Below are 15,301 nucleotides of genomic sequence, written 5' to 3'. Positions count from 1 at the left end.
GGTCTATGGAAGAGGGACGGTGATGCTGGCGCAATGCAAAGCTCCGCCTAGTCTGGCCATGAAGTCCGAATCGATCCAGCGGATGCTGGCTTCAGGGTAGGCCTTTCGGTAGGCGGTTTCGACCGCGATTTCCATCTTTTGGTAGTCCTCTTGATGCTCGCCCTTACTGGCTCGGTAGCGAGGAAGCAGCAGGAGAATCCCCTTCTCGCCTGCGTTGACGATCACGGAGTTCGTGTAGCTGCGGTAGACCGTCGAACTTTCAACGTGAGTCTGGATCGATGTTTCCACGCTCTCGCCAAGGTAGTGGATCGACAAGAGGTTGAGGTCCCCTTCGTCGCCGAAGTTGGGTTCTCTCCCCAGTATCTCAGTCAAGCGTCCTTCGACGCGAGCCTTGGTCTCAGGGTAGTCGGGGCCTGGCTTTTCGACATACCAGTAGTTGTCAAAGGGAACCTTCACCTCTCGGCAAGCGCCTCGAATAACGTGTATCCAAATGTTCAGGATAACCTCCTCTCGTTGGTCGTGGAGAAGGGGAGGCATGGGGACATCTAAAAGTTCGATGTCTGGACAGTGAGTTTGCAGGTAGTGTTTGTTTCTGCTGAGCGCTCTTTCGGCCTTGGTCCGTAGGTTGGAGGCGTAGCGGCCGCTATTGTTAGCTTTTCGCGGCGCTTCGGCGATGACTGCCGTGTCAGCTGACAGCAATTTCCAAGACAAGTCCATGTGCTTGACCGCTCTCCCGGGCAGGGCTTCGAGCACATGCAGTTCATCCACGGCGAAGTAGTGTTGGAAAAGCGACTGCAAGGCGGATTCGCGACCGCCGTTGTTCATCAAAGTATCTTCGGAAAGGAAGGCGCGGCGACCGTCCGACAAGTAGTCGCCACCGTGTAACACGAGGGCGGGCCGTGTCAGGTCCACTGCCATGCCTAAGCGGCTACGACAGTGACGGGCGAGGGCCAAGGGGGCGAGCTCCGCACGGCGAGCGTTTCTGCGAAAAGCTTGGAACAGCTCCTTTGTTTGGGAAGGGGCTTGGGAAAGGAGTTCGCTTCGCTTGTCGCCGAACGCTTCTCTTTCGGCCTGCCCCTCTCGATACATGGAGTCGATGAAAACGAGCTCGCCGTTCATGCCTCGGGCGAAGCTGGGGCCATAGTCTCGATTCCAGTTGGAATCGCACTTCGTATCTACGAAATGGATATGATCACGTCTTCCGAAAAATTTACCCTCCTTGAAGAACTCCCTTTCGAAGCGGGACCAGTATTTGAGCTCGTCGAAGTCGCAGCCAATGACAACCGGGACAAATTCGGAGACGGCACCTGCGATCGCTTGATAGAAGGCAAGGACCTCCGGCTCCTGCAGGCTTCGGCCGAGGGAGAGATTGATCCAAACGAATGCTGCGGGCTCCCATTCCGCCACAGGTCGGCTTACTGGAAGGGGAGCTGTGGGAATGGTTTGACGGTTGAAGAAGTCGCTTTGTCCGGTTCCCAACGTCCGAATGATCAGCTTATCTGCTTCCGAGTCTACTCCCGCGGCTAGGAGTGTGGTGGACATGGCGACCCCGATGGCTTGCAGTATAATCTTAGCTTTGTTGCTCCTCATTCTGTATTCGAAATTTGGACTTTGGGAACGATCATGGCGGCCCGTCGCAAGCTTCCGCCGCGAGACGCCAGGGCGTCTGCCTCTATCCAGACGATTTCGCAGTGTGGAGCCGTGTTGAGGTACTCAGCCTCAACGCGCTTTTCAATCTCTTGGATGGCTGCGCCTCGTTCTCCAGGTGCGGCGGTGTAGCGTGGCAAAAGCTGCAGGAGCCTTCCCGCGCCGAGATTGAGGCAGAGTCCGTTGGTAAAGGTTCGTTGGTACATCGAATCGATACGGAACTCCTCCACCAAGGGCTCCAAGTTTCGCTGCAGCACGAGGGCGGTTGCCGTTGCCAATCCCTCGAGAGAGTCGAGGTCGATCGGCTTGCCAGCCAATTTTTCGAGTTGCTGGACTGTTTGTTCGTTCGTGTCTGCGGAAGCATTGAGGCTTTGCTTCACCGATTCGCGGATGGCCTGTAGGGCCTCTTCCAGGGTGGCCTCTCGCAGGGGCAGTGATGGAATGGACCTGATTTCGATTCCCAAGGAGCCGTTGCCGAGGGCATTTAAGTTTGCGCGGTACACTTCGCCCAGTTGTCGGGTGAGAAACTTTGCAGCTGAGCTGGACTGGGGGCTGCTTGCAGGAGGGGAAGCGACGAGTACGGTCCTCGCGTCCAGAAAGGAAACCTGTGAGTCCAAGCGGCTTTCCAGTGGATGAGGAACACTCTCTAGGAATACGATTTGTTGGGATCCGAGGTAGGCCCTTATAACCTGTTCTGTACGGTTTCGAAGTCCGCCATTCGCAAGTATTGTATCTTCGGATACAAGAGCGAGGTCGCTGCCGTTTGGTAGGTAGTTGCCTCCGAGGAGAAGCAGGGGCGGGCGCGACGTTTCGCTGCGAATGCCCATTTCCCTGCGAAAGTATGAGGTCAGAACGAGTGGCGTTAGGTCGCTCTTTCGATCGCGCTTTTTGAATACCACGTAGTCCGTGGTGGCTTGAGCGTACTCGTCGTCTTCGGCAAAGCTGCGAAACTCTTGCTCCCAGTTTCCAAAGATGGGATCCACGACGATGAGCTTGCCGTCTTTTCCGATGGCGAAGATTGGACCGTAGTCGCGAATCCAATACGATTTGCTGCGCGATTCTACGAACGCTACCGAGTCGCCAATCGAGCTCGTTTCATCGATACCGAGTGCGATACGGGCTCGCTCCAGATCGCGAGTCTCCGAGTCGTCGTAGCCGAGCAGAACTGGCACATATGGAGCGAGGGTGGAAATCAGGTTTTTGTAGCAGAGCAGCAGCTCGGGGTCGGACAAGCACTCCTGAATCGATAAGTTGAGCAGAATCGCTGCGGCTTCCTGACTGTCGGTGACCGCGCGATCCAAGGGAACGGGGCGGGTGGGCAAAGTCATGGCGCTGAAGAAGCCGACGGGTGCAGCTTCCACCGTTTGCCAGATAAGCGATTCGTCGAAGGGTGGTGTGCTCGGGCTTGACGCTTCCGGGGCCGAAGGGAGAGCATGGCTCGGCACCGCCGACATCGTTGCCGCTCCGACGCAAAGTATCCGGACAAAAGTTGTGATCCTTCCCATAGAAATGCGGGGCATAGAGCCCACGCCAGAAAACGATCCATCTTGCAAATCAGTCGCGCTGCAACGCTAGATTTTTAGAAAGTCGAAAAGGAGCGTCGCTGGAATGGTCGCAGACCCGCTCAACGCGTACGGCCCGGTGAGCAAGGCGCAGGGGGCGCTTTGTTGATCGCTTTTATCAAGCGCTCGCTCGCTTGTTGCGGGGTAAGGGGGCGAGGAGTTCGGGGGCCATTTGACGCCAATAGCGTCCGCGGTGAGCGCGACCGTGCCAGTACCGGAAGTCGTGCCAGAGGCCTTTGTCCCAGAGGATTTGGCTGAAGGATTCGTTGTTTTCGCGAAAGGGATCTTCTTCGCCAATGGTGAACACCATTTCCATCTGTCTCAGAAAATGGATACGTCTAGCGCAGTTGAGACCCGGCAGGAAGTGGGAGGGGGTATTAAAGTAGATGTCGTCGTTGTAGAAGCCGTCGAAGAGGTCGTGGAAGCATTCTACGGAAGCGGTCAAGTCGTAGCGTCCGGAAAAGGCGACGAGCTTTTGGAAGCGCTGGGGGTGGCGAAAAGCGATGTTCGTTGCGTGGAAAGCTCCGAGGCTGCAGCCATGGGAGATGGTTCGTCCTGCGGGATTCTTGAGGTCCATCAGAGGAAAGACCTCCTCCATGATGTACTGCTCGTATTGCAAGTGTCGCTGGATACGGCCGGCAGGGTGAGCCCACCAGCAATAGAAGCTTTCTTGGTCGATGCTGTCCACGCAGTAGAGTTGGAGCTCCCCGGCTTCGATGCGGGGTCGGACAGAATTGGCGATGCCGAGGTTTTCGTATTCGTAGAAGCGTCCGCCTCGAGTGGGAAAGACGAGTACGCGATCTCCGGCGTGTCCGTGCACGATCAACTCCATTTGCCGCTGAAGGCGCGGACTCCACCATTTATGGTACTCTCTATTCACGGGGTAGATGTTATCATAGATGGGTTTCGCCTTGTGAAAAGAAGGCGCGAAGTTCGCGCAACAGTTGGGTGTTTTCTTCGCTTTGGCTGGCGTAGTCGTGGTGTCCGGCAGACAGAACGAAAAGCTGGCGCGTGTCGGTCGGCAAGGCGTTGTAGATTGCGAATTGTCCAGGGGGAGCCACGGCGGGGTCGAAGCGGGCGCAAGCCAAATGGCAGGGATGACGCAGGCGCTTGGCGGCGCTGGCAGCGTCGAAGTACCTCAAGACGGGTTGGGTTTGCCCGGGATGCCGCCTTTCGTAGTCGGCCACGCCAGAGGCGCTCCCCACGCTGGGCAAGGTGAGACGCAAGGCTTGGTTGCCGAAAGTGGGAACGTTGTTGTGGGAACGGGAGACGCGCTCGTCCCAGGGGGCCGCTAGCATGTTGATCCCTCCGGAAAAGCTGACTCCCAGCCAGCCAATCTTGCCAGCTACTTCGGGGAACAGTTGCAGCAGGGCGGAAACGGCGAGCCAGTGGTCGTCCACGCAACCGCCGATCACGTATGTATCCCGATTATCGATACCGTGGATGACGTGACGGTTCGGTTCCGCTGGTATGCGGTCGCTTTGGGAGCGGCTTATCCCGCGGCAGCAGGGAAATAGGATGGCAGTGTTTTCAAAGGGGAGCGTCAGGTCCGGCCCTTCGCGTCCTCCGTAGCCATGTCCCGCGACGATGCCCTGCTTTACTTCTCCGTTTTGCGGAACGATAACCCAGCCGCCAAGGGTAAAGGAGTGGGTCGAGGTGAATCGCAGGTCGTATACTTTCCACCGTGGGTGGTCGGAGTGGGAGAGTGTGAGTTTGGGTTCGGGGTCCTGTTGGAGGGCGAAGGCGTATCGGTTTCTCCAGAAAGCCTCGAAATCCTCGGGTTCGGGAGGAGTCTCGACCGACAGAAGCGCCTCTAGGCTGTATCCATATGTTGGATCGAAAGGATAGCCGTGATTGATTTCTAGTTGGTCGATTAGGATACGGGTCATGGTTCGTTTGTGAGGAAACGGGTTTCGCGTCGGAGCAATATCCAGACCAAGAGCGCTGGATGCTCAAAGGAAGCAAGAAGTAAGGGGCTTCGTCACGAAAACGAAACGGAGCCTTCTGTGGCCTGAGAAGGGAGGAGGGCTCAGTCTGAGTCCTTGGCTTTTAGGCGTTTAAGTTCCTCGCCCATGTTGATGCGAGCTCGGTTTTCGAACATATCCCGGTAGTGGGCGGTTTGGAATATTTGGGATTGGGAAAGAAACGTTTTCAGGAACGTGCTTCGACCGACCCGATAGGATGCGTCGTCGAAACATGAATACTCCTTCCGGATCTGTTGAGTGTACTGCAGGTAGCGAGCGGGTGGGGTCGCTAGGATTGCCATATCGACGTCGGCGATGATCGCTTCCGCTTCATTTGAGGCCGTTTCTTTATGGGAAGTGGCGAGCACAAGGGCTTTTGCCTGTCCCAGAATCTGCGGATCGAGTTCAGCGGCTGCGAATTCGCTTTCCATGAACAAGGCGCTTTGAGCTTCGTTGTCGCTGCGATTGGGATCGTAGATGGCATCGTGGTACCAGAGAGCAAGCTCGATGCTTAGGGGGCTGGGCGGGCTTGGGTAGCTTGATAGCGTACTCAAGCAGTCGATGACGTGCTCCAGGGTATGGTAGTGTCTGTCACCGGTCTGGTAGGCGCGGGAAAGCCGCGCGAGCAGTGGGGCAGCCATCGCGGAATCCAGCGAAAGGGCTGCGCTGAACCGTTTCCAAGCGACTGTGACTGTAGGTGTGGGCTGCACGGGGAGGTCTCGATGGGTGAAAAGGAGCGTAAAGCCTTGAGGCATTAGGGTGAAAGTTCGACGCCAAACTTAAGGGAAAGCGTTTCCTGCGGAACGGACCAGCTAGCCCTCAGCGGATCGAACGGGCTTGGCGTTCCTTCCTTGTGGTTTTGGTTCCATGGCTCGCTTCAAATATACCGCTGCCTGTTTGCGTTTTTTTATGCGTGGCCGAAGGCAATTCGATTTTGACCCGAGCGCAGCTCTCTGCGTGGATGCCGATTCCCCGTTCCATCCTAGCATGAAGCCTCACTTGCTGCCCTCGATCGTATTCGTTTTTTCAATTCTTTGCTGCCACAATACTAGCCGAGGCCAAGGAGCCTTCGTTGACGAGCTGACGCCGTGGGAGTCTGTGGATCTCGATCCAAGCTTAGGTGTATGGGATATTGACTACGTTGATGGTCGCTTCCTAGCGATTTCCGGGCGGGGTGAGCTTATGCTCTCAGCTGACGGACTCGATTGGGAATCGAAGCTTATCGATATACAGGCGGCTTATCGCACTATCGAGAAAGGATACGATGGCTACTGCGTGACAGCTTCCAAATGGAGCGACGAACTGGGGCGAGCGGTGGGAGCCTTGGCATTCTCCACGAATCTGGAGGAGTGGGAACTCGTCAATTTGACTGCTGAGACCCGTAGCTATAACGATGTCGCTTTTGGAGACGGCGTTTGGGTTGCGGTCGGAGATGAAGGAGCAGTGGCACGACGCGAAGTCGGGGGCGATTGGGAGTCCTCTCAACTGGGGGCTCTCGGGTACTTCAAAAGAATCGCTTTCGGAAACGGCGTTTTTGTGGCGATCAATTACGCCAATGCCGTTTTGCTTTCTCAGGATGGTGGGAAGACATGGAGCGAGCGTTCCTTGCCCGAGGCAGGGATTGTTCATTCTGTGGCTTACGAAAGGGGCGTTTTTATCCTGTCAGGGAGCTCGGTCTTCATTTCAAAAGACGCGGGCCAGACATGGGAGAGTGGGTTCGCTTTCAAAGATACGGCTGTGCGAGGGGCGTCTTTCGATGGAGAGCGTTATTTCGCCTCTGGCACTGAGAGGTTGAGCCCTCTCGAGACGATTTCGTGGGATTTTTACTCGGATGATGGATTGGCCTGGCAACGTCACTTGGCCAGTTCTTCAGACCAAGTAAATGATCTCGTTTTGGCTGGAGGTCGGGCCATCGTAGTGGGAGAGGGCAAAGCCATTCGCGTTTCCCAGCAGTACCTCGATGGCTATGCGGTATGGATCCGTCAACAGGTCACGGATGGGGAGGCGGCCCTTCTCGAACAAACCGCGGATCCCGATCGCGACCGAGTTGCGAATTTGTTCGAGTATGCCACGGGCTCGCAGGCGTTTTCCGCAGAGAGCCGATCTGAACTGGGAGTGTATCCGAAATTAGAATATGGAAGTTTCGGTTTGTCGATGGTCTGCCGGTCAAGCGACCCCCAGCTGTCCTTTCGCGTCTATGCCTCCGATGACCTATCGCTACAGGCGGGTGGGGCCTTGGTCTATCATCCTGAACAAAACTATTGGACCAGCGAATCGGACTGGCTGGAGATGGTATCGGCACAGGAGTTCTCCGCCGATCTGTGGCGCCTCGAATTTATCGTCAAATCAGGATTGGAGCCTCGCTTTTTAAAATTAGGGATTCGGTACGGCGATTGAATAGAAGGACGCTGAGGGATGTTTATATTATCCTCCTCGATTAGCTGAAGTATTGAACCTAGTTGCTTATTGCTAGGTATACGGCGAAGCAAGGGGAGGGACTTGTACGATAAAGCTTCGTCATCTCAAAATCCTAACGAAATATATGATCCGGCACGCGGCGGAGTGACGCATTGTGTGGTAGGTTGTGGCAATAAAGAAGTGGCCGCGCAGCAGTTTGATTTTTGGCTGGCACTGCGGGCCTTAGCCCCTGATTGGGTCCGGGCTTGAATCGAGCCCAGTCGGTACAAACCCCTGAAGTTATATCCTTATGAAAACGTCATATTTAATCCGTCTCTTAGTCCTTGGCTTCTTAGCAATACTCTCAACCTTATCGTTTGGCCGCATTGTCCAGTTGCATGCGGACATTAATGGCAGTCAGGAAGTGCCCTCCAACGCGTCGGACTCCATTGGCAGAGCGACCATGCAGTTCAACACGGAGGACAACACCTTCGACCTCATTGTCACACTGCACAAGTTTGATGAACCTTTGCTCGCTTCCCATATCCACCAGGCCTATGCGGGCACGAATGGTCCCGTAAGATTCAATCTAGGAGGGGAGTCCAGCTATACCCGAGGCAAAAACAATTTGAAGCTCAAGGTGAAACGAGGGACTTACACGGGCGACGTGGCGATGCTGCTCTCGGGAGGCGCGTATTTAAACTTCCATACAGCAGCATTTCCGGGCGGGGAAGTGCGGGGGCAGCTTTACCCGGGGCCTATCGAGTTGATGGCTGTTGCCGATGGCCTGCAGGAAGTGCCACCCAATGGATCCCCCGCGACGGGTGTCGTTTTGGCTACTTACTACCCGCGATCGAATACCATCGATCTTTCCATCACCTTATTAGGATTTTCCAATGATCTGGTGGGTTCCCACATCCACCAGGCTCCATTCGGAGTTAACGGTCCGGTGGTCGTTGGCATCGGTAACGAGTCCGCCTACACTCGCGTCGGCGACGACTTGGAAGGCGAATTCGAGGATCTGGCTTACGGAGGTGATCCAGCGCTCCTGATCACGGGAGGTGCCTACGTGAATTTCCACTCGAACGTGATTCCGAGTGGCGAAGTAAGAGGTCAGCTTGAAGTGGTAGACTGAATACGTTTGTGCCTCGCACGCCCGTATTGTTAACATCGAGGACACGCTCGTTCTTCGAGTCCCTGTCCGTTTTCGGGCAGGGGCTTGCTTTTTGCCGATGAAGATGAGGGCGGATCTTCATCCGCAATTTCGGCTCGCCTTCAAACAAAGGACTGAATCGCTTGTGAGAGCTTCTCTATGTCTTGAGTTGTGTGAGAAGCGGTGAGAACGATTCGAGCTAGGTTCTTCGCTTTTTCAGTCGGATACTGGAAGCGAGTGATGAGGATGTTGTTCGCTTCCAAGTGGTTGGCGAGATCCGGATTGTTAAGCGAAAAGGCTGGATGTCCTGAGTTGTATTCAAAATAAGGAACATCTTTGTTGAGGCTTAGGAATAGAGACAGGTTTTCTTTCAGTTTAGCGTATCGATCAAGATAGAGCGAGCGGCTTGAAAGGAAGGTTGCCACTACTGCTGGCGAAGTCGGAGAGGCACCAGTGAAGAAGGCGGTGCTACGGAGTTGAGCGATACGTTCCTTTGAGCCGAAAATACCGCCAGCTTGCAAGGCAAGCGCTTTATTGAGCGAAGCGCAGACGATAAGCTCCTTGACTCCAAGCTCACTAAGTTTCGCGTAGGAACCGCTTCCTTCCGGCCCAACGGCACCTATGCCATGGGAGTCGTCCACGACTAGTGTTAAATCTTCGAGGGGAAGGGAGCGAAGTTTTTCGAAGTGGGGATAGTGCTGCCCGTGAAAGTCGATACTATCCAGTAGGAGTGCTGGGTTGGGAGATTCTGTAATAGCTGTAACTAATTCCTGGATACTTACAGGATTCCGTTCGTTGGGGGCTGTGCTGAGAGCTGGGTGGGACCCGGGTAAATGATGGAGGTTGCATCCAAGCCCTTGCAGGTTCTGGCATACGAGTTGGGCGGCCAAGTAGCCGGACGACATGGTGAGAGCGTCGGCTGAGCCGGCCCAGCGCGCGAGTTCAGCTTCGGCCTCTTCGTAGACGGAGAAGCGAACGTTGGAATTTCTGGAAGCCCCGTAGGAAGTTCCGTAACGTTGGATGTTTTCGATGAGTATTTGCTGAAAGGAGGGATCCGATTGCAGTCCAAGGTAAGCGGTGCCGCCGCAATACAGCCACTGTTTGTTGTCAGTTTCCAGAGTCCTGCCGGGAAAGGTGGAGATTTCGATCGGTTGCATGGCGATTTGCGGTTGTGAGCAGCTAAGTAGTCTCGGGGACTCAACAGGTTTTATGCCAGTCATCCATTTGGCGTCGGCAAATGGAATTAGTGGCTGCCTGTCTTAGGATTTTTTTGTTATGAAATAAAGGTAGCTCGTGTATCCGTCGCCGCCTCTTTCATCCTGCCTCTTGTGCACGGCCTCGCAGGAGCAGCTTTTTAGAAGCCTGTTGATCTCTTTGTGGGAGAGAGTGTTCATTTGCATGATCGTCTTTCCCGTCATTCGCATCCAGGCGCATTCCAGGCGGTATTTGATTTCGTTGCTCCAGAGTTTCCGTCGGATGGTTCGTATCGTCCATCGAGCGGATCGGAAGATGCATCGGTAGCAGAGTCTTGGGAGGCGCGGATTGCCTGAGAGCAGGGGCTTGTCCTTCCACAGCGTGTCCTTAGGCGTCTCGATCTTGTCCCGGTGGACGGGAACTTGGAATACGATGGTCCCGCCCGGTTTGCAAACGCGTGCGAACTCTTGGATATACGCTTTCATGAATCGTTTCGGCATGTGTTGAAGGACGATCAGGCTGAGGATGAAGTCGTAAGAGTTCGAGGAGACGAGCTTGAGGTCGGACGTTTGAAGAACTTGGAAAACGGCGTTCTTTGGGCACTTTTCATGGTGTTTGGCCCGTTCGATCATCCTTGCAGAAATGTCGAGGGCGAGAACTTCGTCGAAGTAGCCGCAGAGTGGATACGTCAAGCGGCCTAATCCGCAGCCGAAGTCGATGGCCTTGCCTTGGGAGATCTCGATTCCGCAGGACTTCGCTTCACGGAGGATCTCGTCGACGTCGTTTTGGCCACTCTTGTAGAAAGGGTCCTTTTCGGTCCAATCGCTTGTCGTGAGTACCGCCCAGTAGGGACGCTCCTCGGCGAAGCAGTCCCATGACTTGCGAACGTCGTTGAGTGAATCCATGGTAGCTAGCGTTGCCCGGAGAATCCGGTGTGGCAGTCTGGGCCTGTTCGCTGTGTGAGGCGAAAGGCGTACGCGATTTTCGATGGGCGGAGAAGCGAGTTGGAATGATTCAAGCAAGTCCGACCATGAGCTTTATGGAGGGCTTCTCAAGCGTATTGCTCGGAATTCGAGGGATCCGCCGGCTAGCTGCTTTGAAACTTTGCGAGTGGTCCTTTTGTCAGGGCTGTCGCGGGTGGCGTCTGCCGGGTTAGAGTCGCTTTGCGACGCTGTCCCTTTTTTATTGAATAATTCCGCAGTCGCAGCGTCCAAACCGGGGTGGTGCGGCGTCGACCGCTGAGCCTACGACCGCATTAAACGAAGTGGAGCGAATTGCTGCACGGTTTCACCCCGACGCGTTATGAAGAAATCGATATTGCTTTGTATGGGAATTCTCCCGCTTTGGCTGAACGCCGCTCCGCCGTCCCCTGAGGATTTGGTAGTCTCTTTTGACACGGTGGTTATCCCTCAGGAGAAGCTTGCTTTCAAGAAGGACTGGAATGTGGAGCGGCCGGACTTGAGCGAGTTCGAGGTCGAATTCTACAGGTTCATGAGCAACGAGCTCGGGCAACGTTTCGCCCTCGTCACCTTTACTAATTCGAAGTCAGGCTTGCGAAGCATTGACGAAAGGGACGTGGTGGGCGTGCTGGCCAACGGGCGTCGGCTCTATCCGATCCGCTTGGAGGGCGAAACTCAGATCGGGTCCCGCGGCAGCTTGCTCTTGCACTTCGGGCAGCACCAATTCCCGCTGGTGGGGCTAGAAACGCGAACGGATTGAAATCACGGGCTGCTGGTGTCGGCCCTTCGGATCGCGTTGGTCTGATCGTGTATCGGAATAAAGGATACGAGTTCTCGAGAGAGCGAAAAACGAAACGAGGCCCTCGCTCTGAGGACCCCGTTTCTTCTCTAAATCGCGCTGCGGTTACCAGCTGCGCGAGAGGCGGCCTGTTGGACGGGTTGGGTCGATCCCCTTGAGACTGTCCAATAAAAACATACTCGCCTCCTCTGCGTAGGGTTGCAGCTTGCTGCAGACCGCAGCGCAAACCCTTTTATCAGCACGCCGCGGTCTGGACCAAGGTCCAACCCTACAAGACTCGACTCATTGGACAGCCTCTTAGCCTTTAGTTTGCCTTGGAAAGACTGACTTGGTCGATGTAGTACCAATCGCCTGCCTTGGCATCGCTAGCGAACCAGAAGTAGAGTCTTCCATCGTTGACTGGTGTATCAAACCCGGTGCTCGTGAACCTTATGGAAAATTCCTTCCATCCGGTGGTGAGGTCGACGGCTGTGGTGGTGAGGCCGTAGTTCGTGTAAGGCGTTCCATGCTGGTTCAGGGCGACTCTTAGGTTACGTCCCGAGTTCGAGTAGGCCGCGAAGGTGAGCACGTATTCGGTATTTGGTTCAAGCGAAACGCCGGATTGCAGCAGCTGTATATTGGAACCGATTTTGTTGAGGGCAATCAAAGCCGCGTTGCCGGATCCGTTGTAGTTGGTGAATGCGGTTTTAGCGTATCCCGAACCGTTGGTGTAGAAATTCCACGAGGACAGGTTCGTTTCGAAGCTACCGTTTCGTAAGACGTTGGGATTGTCGGCGAGCGAAGATTCGGTATCCGAACTTTCTTCCAAACCGGAATCGGGCTCGGGCTCCGTTTCCAAGGGATTGTCCAGGTTATTGTCCAAGCTAGAGTCAGGTTCCGTCTCCGTTTCTGGGCTGGTTTCTGCGTTGGCTTCGAACAATTGGATCCTGTCCAGGACGTAGCGGTCGCCGTTTTTGGCATCGTCCGCGAACCAGAAGGAGAGTCGGGCATCTGAAACATCGGAATAGAAGCCCCTAGTGGTGAACGACAGGGAGTGCAGGGTCGGTTCGTTAGTGATATCAACGCTTTCCTGGTGCAAACCGTAGTTCGTGTAAGGGGTGCCGTGTTTGTTGAGCGACACGCGAAGGTCGTTGCCAGAGTTCGAGTGGGCGACGAATGTGATCTTGTACTCGGTATCGGGTTTGAGGTTGATGCCGGCTTGGAAGAGCTGGGTATTGGATCCAACGGAGTCCAACCATATGAGGGCTGCGCTGTCGGAAGCTGCCGCTTCCACCGTTTTTGCTCCGCCGGCTCCGTTGGTGTAGAATCTCCAATTGCTGAGCTCGTTCTCGAATCCTCCGTTCTCGAGGAGATTGGCGCTCGAAAGCGGGCCTGTTTCGGTCTCCGTTCCGGAACCGGTTTCCGGTTCCGTCTCGGTTCCATTTCCTGACTCGGTTCCAGTTTCCGGTTCGGTTTCGGGTTGAGTATCGGGCTCCGGCTCGGTTTCCGGTTCGGTGCTGAGGTCGGAGTTGGCCTCCACGATCTGAACGTTATCGAGCCAGTAGCGATCTCCGCCCTTGGCATCATCGGCAAACCAGAATGAAAGGCGTCCGTCCGATACGTCTGAGCTGAAGCCTTGGGTCGTGAAGGCCAAGGTATGCAAGGTCCACCCCTTCGTGATGCTTACACTCTCCCGATTCAGTCCGTAGACCGTATAGGGTGAGCTGTGCTTTCTGAGGGAAACCTGCAGGTCGTTTCCTGTATTGGAATAGGCTGCGAACGAAAGCTTGTATTCAGTATTTGGTTTCAGGGAGATGTCAGATTGGAAGAGCTGGGTATTTGAGCCAATGGAGTTGATGGAGATTTGCGTGGCGCTTTTCGAATCGGAATGCCCGGGTTGCACGGTTTTTGCGTTTCCGGATCCGTTTGTGTAGAACCTCCAATGCTGCAGGCCATCCTCGAATCCCCCATTGGCAATCGCATTGGCGCTTGAAGCGGATCCTGTGGCAGCTTCCTTGACTTCGATCGTGTGTTCGATGGTCAAGGGCTCGTTGGAGTCGAAGAGGTGGGCAACGATCTTTAAGTCAGCGGACCCTGCTTGATCAACGAGCAATAGGCCATCGAACGGTGCCTCGGTGGCGTTGGCCATGAGCTCGCCGTTGATGAAGTAGTCTACGAATCGGACTTTGCTGAGGTCGCTTATTTCTAAGGAAACGAGGAAGGGCTCGCCCGTGTGGATCGTCTCGGAATCGGCGGATGAGATAAATTCGATGCCGATGTTCGGTGGCGAGAACTCGACGATGGTTACGTTGATATCCGAGTAGACGCGGTGTTTTCCATCGAAGACCGATAGCTTGATAACGGATGTTCCAGGGGCGGTGGCGGAGGAAGGGACTTTAATAGTGAAGTTTCCATCGCTGCCTTCGACGCTCAAGCTCTGTTGGGGGATGGCGCTTGGGTTTGAGGAAACCGCAGAAACCTCCAGCGCGTTGGCAGCCGTATGGTCATCGGAAACGGAAAAGGGGATCAGAATCGCGTCCGAGCTGGCGAAGCTGTAATTTCCTATGTGTGAGAGGCTTGGAGGAAAGTTGGGCAGCTCGTGGCTGACGATGTTGGTATATTGCGACATTCCGAACTCGTTGAAGGCGCAAACGCGATAGGCGTATAGGGCATCTGGTACGATCGTCTCATCCCGGAAGCTCGTGTGGTTTGCGGGAGTTTCGCCAATGACTTCGAAGTCGTTTCCGTTGGCGGATCGCTCTACCAAGAAGCCCGTCTCGTTGTCGGAGTTGTCCGTCCAGTCGAGGCCTACGCTGTTGCCCCATGCTTGGATCTGAAAGGTGGCAAGTATGGTGAAAATAGCGTATCTAAAATAGTGATACGTGGACGCTGCTTTTTTTGAATGACTCATTTCCATCGGAATTTCGATCCCCATGAGGGGGCGGGTTGAGCCTTTTATTCGGATCCGAGGGTAGCGTCTGAAGAAGGGGGGCTTCTGTGGGAAGTATCGGAGGTAGCTGCTATCGTTATACCTTGGTGGCAGTTTAGGAGATTACCCTAGCTCACCTTAGCGGCTATTTGCTAAGTTGTTGATTTCCTTCGTTGCTGAAAATTGCCGGGTTTTCGAGGGGGAGAAAATTCAACTAGGAAAGAACCGCTTTTGCTAGGGTGAGCATACGAATGCAGCTTGCAGTAATGACGGATGTTAGAAACCTTGCTGCTTCTGTGTTGGTATATCCAAAAAATGGATAAGGGGAATTTTTGTCCCTTGCGCTTCTTTCAGAGCGGGAGGGACTTAGGAGCGATGATGGCCAGAGCATTGCTTCGATTTGCAGCTTGTGGATAGCTGCGGCGCGCTGGGTAAACGTTATCAGTCACGCTCCTGTGACGGTGGGCTGCTATTGGTCGATACTTAGGCAGAGGCAGTTTTGGAGCGGACCTCGCGGATCTCCCAATCCAGAGGATATAAAAATTCATTAAATTTCCCTCAACGCCCTCTGGCAGCGCGTCGAAGGGTGGTTTTTTCCAATCCCCTAGGGGTGGACGGGATTGCGTGACGAGGCTGATCGAAGCGGGTTTGGGAGCTTGTTCCCAAGCTGTGGGAGCTAGACCATTGGTTTCGAAGACCTCGCTGTAGGTTCGAGGGG

At 54.8% G+C, this 15,301-nt stretch carries 11 protein-coding genes; 3 read left to right on the top strand and 8 right to left on the bottom strand.

Annotated features, from left to right (window positions below):
- Positions 1 to 3: 3 nt before the first annotated feature.
- From IEN85_RS04865 to IEN85_RS04845, 5 genes are all read right to left on the bottom strand, one after another.
- Positions 4 to 1,590, bottom strand: a complete 1,587-nt coding sequence (locus IEN85_RS04865) for an agmatine deiminase family protein (RefSeq protein ID WP_191615939.1) — start codon at positions 1,588 to 1,590, stop codon at positions 4 to 6.
- The gene (locus tag IEN85_RS04860) at positions 1,587 to 3,152 is read right to left on the bottom strand and encodes an agmatine deiminase family protein (protein ID WP_191615938.1); all 1,566 of its coding nucleotides are present in this window, start codon (positions 3,150 to 3,152) and stop codon (positions 1,587 to 1,589) included. The genes IEN85_RS04865 and IEN85_RS04860 overlap by 4 nt, the downstream gene beginning before the upstream one ends.
- Before the next feature lie 175 nt (positions 3,153 to 3,327).
- On the bottom strand, positions 3,328 to 4,089 hold the full coding sequence (locus tag IEN85_RS04855) for an esterase family protein (RefSeq protein ID WP_191615937.1): 762 nt from the start codon (positions 4,087 to 4,089) through the stop codon (positions 3,328 to 3,330).
- Positions 4,090 to 4,102: 13 nt separating this feature from the next.
- Positions 4,103 to 5,098, bottom strand: coding sequence for an acetylxylan esterase (locus IEN85_RS04850; protein ID WP_191615936.1), 996 nt, complete (start codon positions 5,096 to 5,098; stop codon positions 4,103 to 4,105).
- A 140-nt stretch (positions 5,099 to 5,238) separates the two neighbouring features.
- Positions 5,239 to 5,928 carry an HD domain-containing protein gene (locus IEN85_RS04845; protein ID WP_191615935.1) on the bottom strand — a complete coding sequence of 230 codons (690 nt, stop codon included), beginning with the start codon at positions 5,926 to 5,928 and terminating at the stop codon, positions 5,239 to 5,241.
- Between the two features lie 232 nt (positions 5,929 to 6,160).
- Here IEN85_RS04845 and IEN85_RS04840 point away from each other — a divergent pair, with 232 nt between their 5' ends.
- Together IEN85_RS04840 and IEN85_RS04835 are read left to right on the top strand one after the other, a co-directional pair.
- Positions 6,161 to 7,570 (top strand): WD40/YVTN/BNR-like repeat-containing protein, encoded by a 1,410-nt coding sequence (locus IEN85_RS04840; protein ID WP_191615934.1) that lies wholly within the window; start codon positions 6,161 to 6,163, stop codon positions 7,568 to 7,570.
- 310 nt (positions 7,571 to 7,880) lie between these two features.
- Positions 7,881 to 8,705 (top strand): CHRD domain-containing protein, encoded by an 825-nt coding sequence (locus tag IEN85_RS04835; RefSeq protein WP_224772447.1) that lies wholly within the window; start codon positions 7,881 to 7,883, stop codon positions 8,703 to 8,705.
- A 140-nt stretch (positions 8,706 to 8,845) separates the two neighbouring features.
- On the opposite strand, the gene IEN85_RS04830 is transcribed toward IEN85_RS04835, so the two are convergent.
- Entirely contained in the window at positions 8,846 to 9,880 is a 1,035-nt protein-coding gene (locus IEN85_RS04830) for a PLP-dependent aminotransferase family protein (RefSeq protein WP_191615932.1), read from the bottom strand.
- 102 nt (positions 9,881 to 9,982) lie between these two features.
- Positions 9,983 to 10,822: a class I SAM-dependent methyltransferase gene (locus tag IEN85_RS04825; protein WP_191615931.1), complete on the bottom strand. Its 840-nt coding sequence runs from the start codon at positions 10,820 to 10,822 to the stop codon at positions 9,983 to 9,985.
- A gap of 397 nt (positions 10,823 to 11,219) precedes the next feature.
- On the opposite strand from IEN85_RS04825, the gene IEN85_RS04820 reads away from it, so the two are divergent.
- Positions 11,220 to 11,636 carry a hypothetical protein gene (locus IEN85_RS04820; protein WP_191615930.1) on the top strand — a complete coding sequence of 139 codons (417 nt, stop codon included), beginning with the start codon at positions 11,220 to 11,222 and terminating at the stop codon, positions 11,634 to 11,636.
- 343 nt (positions 11,637 to 11,979) lie between these two features.
- On the opposite strand, the gene IEN85_RS04815 is transcribed toward IEN85_RS04820, so the two are convergent.
- Positions 11,980 to 14,565 carry a carbohydrate binding domain-containing protein gene (locus tag IEN85_RS04815; RefSeq protein WP_191615929.1) on the bottom strand — a complete coding sequence of 862 codons (2,586 nt, stop codon included), beginning with the start codon at positions 14,563 to 14,565 and terminating at the stop codon, positions 11,980 to 11,982.
- Between the last annotated feature and the right edge of the window lie 736 nt (positions 14,566 to 15,301).

It is taken from the genome of Pelagicoccus enzymogenes, assembly GCF_014803405.1.
Lineage (GTDB): Bacteria > Verrucomicrobiota > Verrucomicrobiia > Opitutales > Opitutaceae > Pelagicoccus > Pelagicoccus enzymogenes.
This window is presented reverse-complemented; position numbering and strand designations above follow the sequence as displayed.

Coding starts and splice junctions, on each gene's coding strand:
- IEN85_RS04815 (WP_191615929.1), bottom strand. CDS start 14,565: ATGAGTCATTCAAAAAAAGCAGCGTCCACGTATCACTATTTTAGATAC.
- IEN85_RS04850 (WP_191615936.1), bottom strand. CDS start 5,098: ATGACCCGTATCCTAATCGACCAACTAGAAATCAATCACGGCTATCCT.
- IEN85_RS04835 (WP_224772447.1), top strand. CDS start 7,881: ATGAAAACGTCATATTTAATCCGTCTCTTAGTCCTTGGCTTCTTAGCA.
- IEN85_RS04865 (WP_191615939.1), bottom strand. CDS start 1,590: ATGAGGAGCAACAAAGCTAAGATTATACTGCAAGCCATCGGGGTCGCC.
- IEN85_RS04840 (WP_191615934.1), top strand. CDS start 6,161: ATGAAGCCTCACTTGCTGCCCTCGATCGTATTCGTTTTTTCAATTCTT.
- IEN85_RS04860 (WP_191615938.1), bottom strand. CDS start 3,152: ATGGGAAGGATCACAACTTTTGTCCGGATACTTTGCGTCGGAGCGGCA.
- IEN85_RS04845 (WP_191615935.1), bottom strand. CDS start 5,928: ATGCCTCAAGGCTTTACGCTCCTTTTCACCCATCGAGACCTCCCCGTG.
- IEN85_RS04820 (WP_191615930.1), top strand. CDS start 11,220: ATGAAGAAATCGATATTGCTTTGTATGGGAATTCTCCCGCTTTGGCTG.
- IEN85_RS04825 (WP_191615931.1), bottom strand. CDS start 10,822: ATGGATTCACTCAACGACGTTCGCAAGTCATGGGACTGCTTCGCCGAG.
- IEN85_RS04830 (WP_191615932.1), bottom strand. CDS start 9,880: ATGCAACCGATCGAAATCTCCACCTTTCCCGGCAGGACTCTGGAAACT.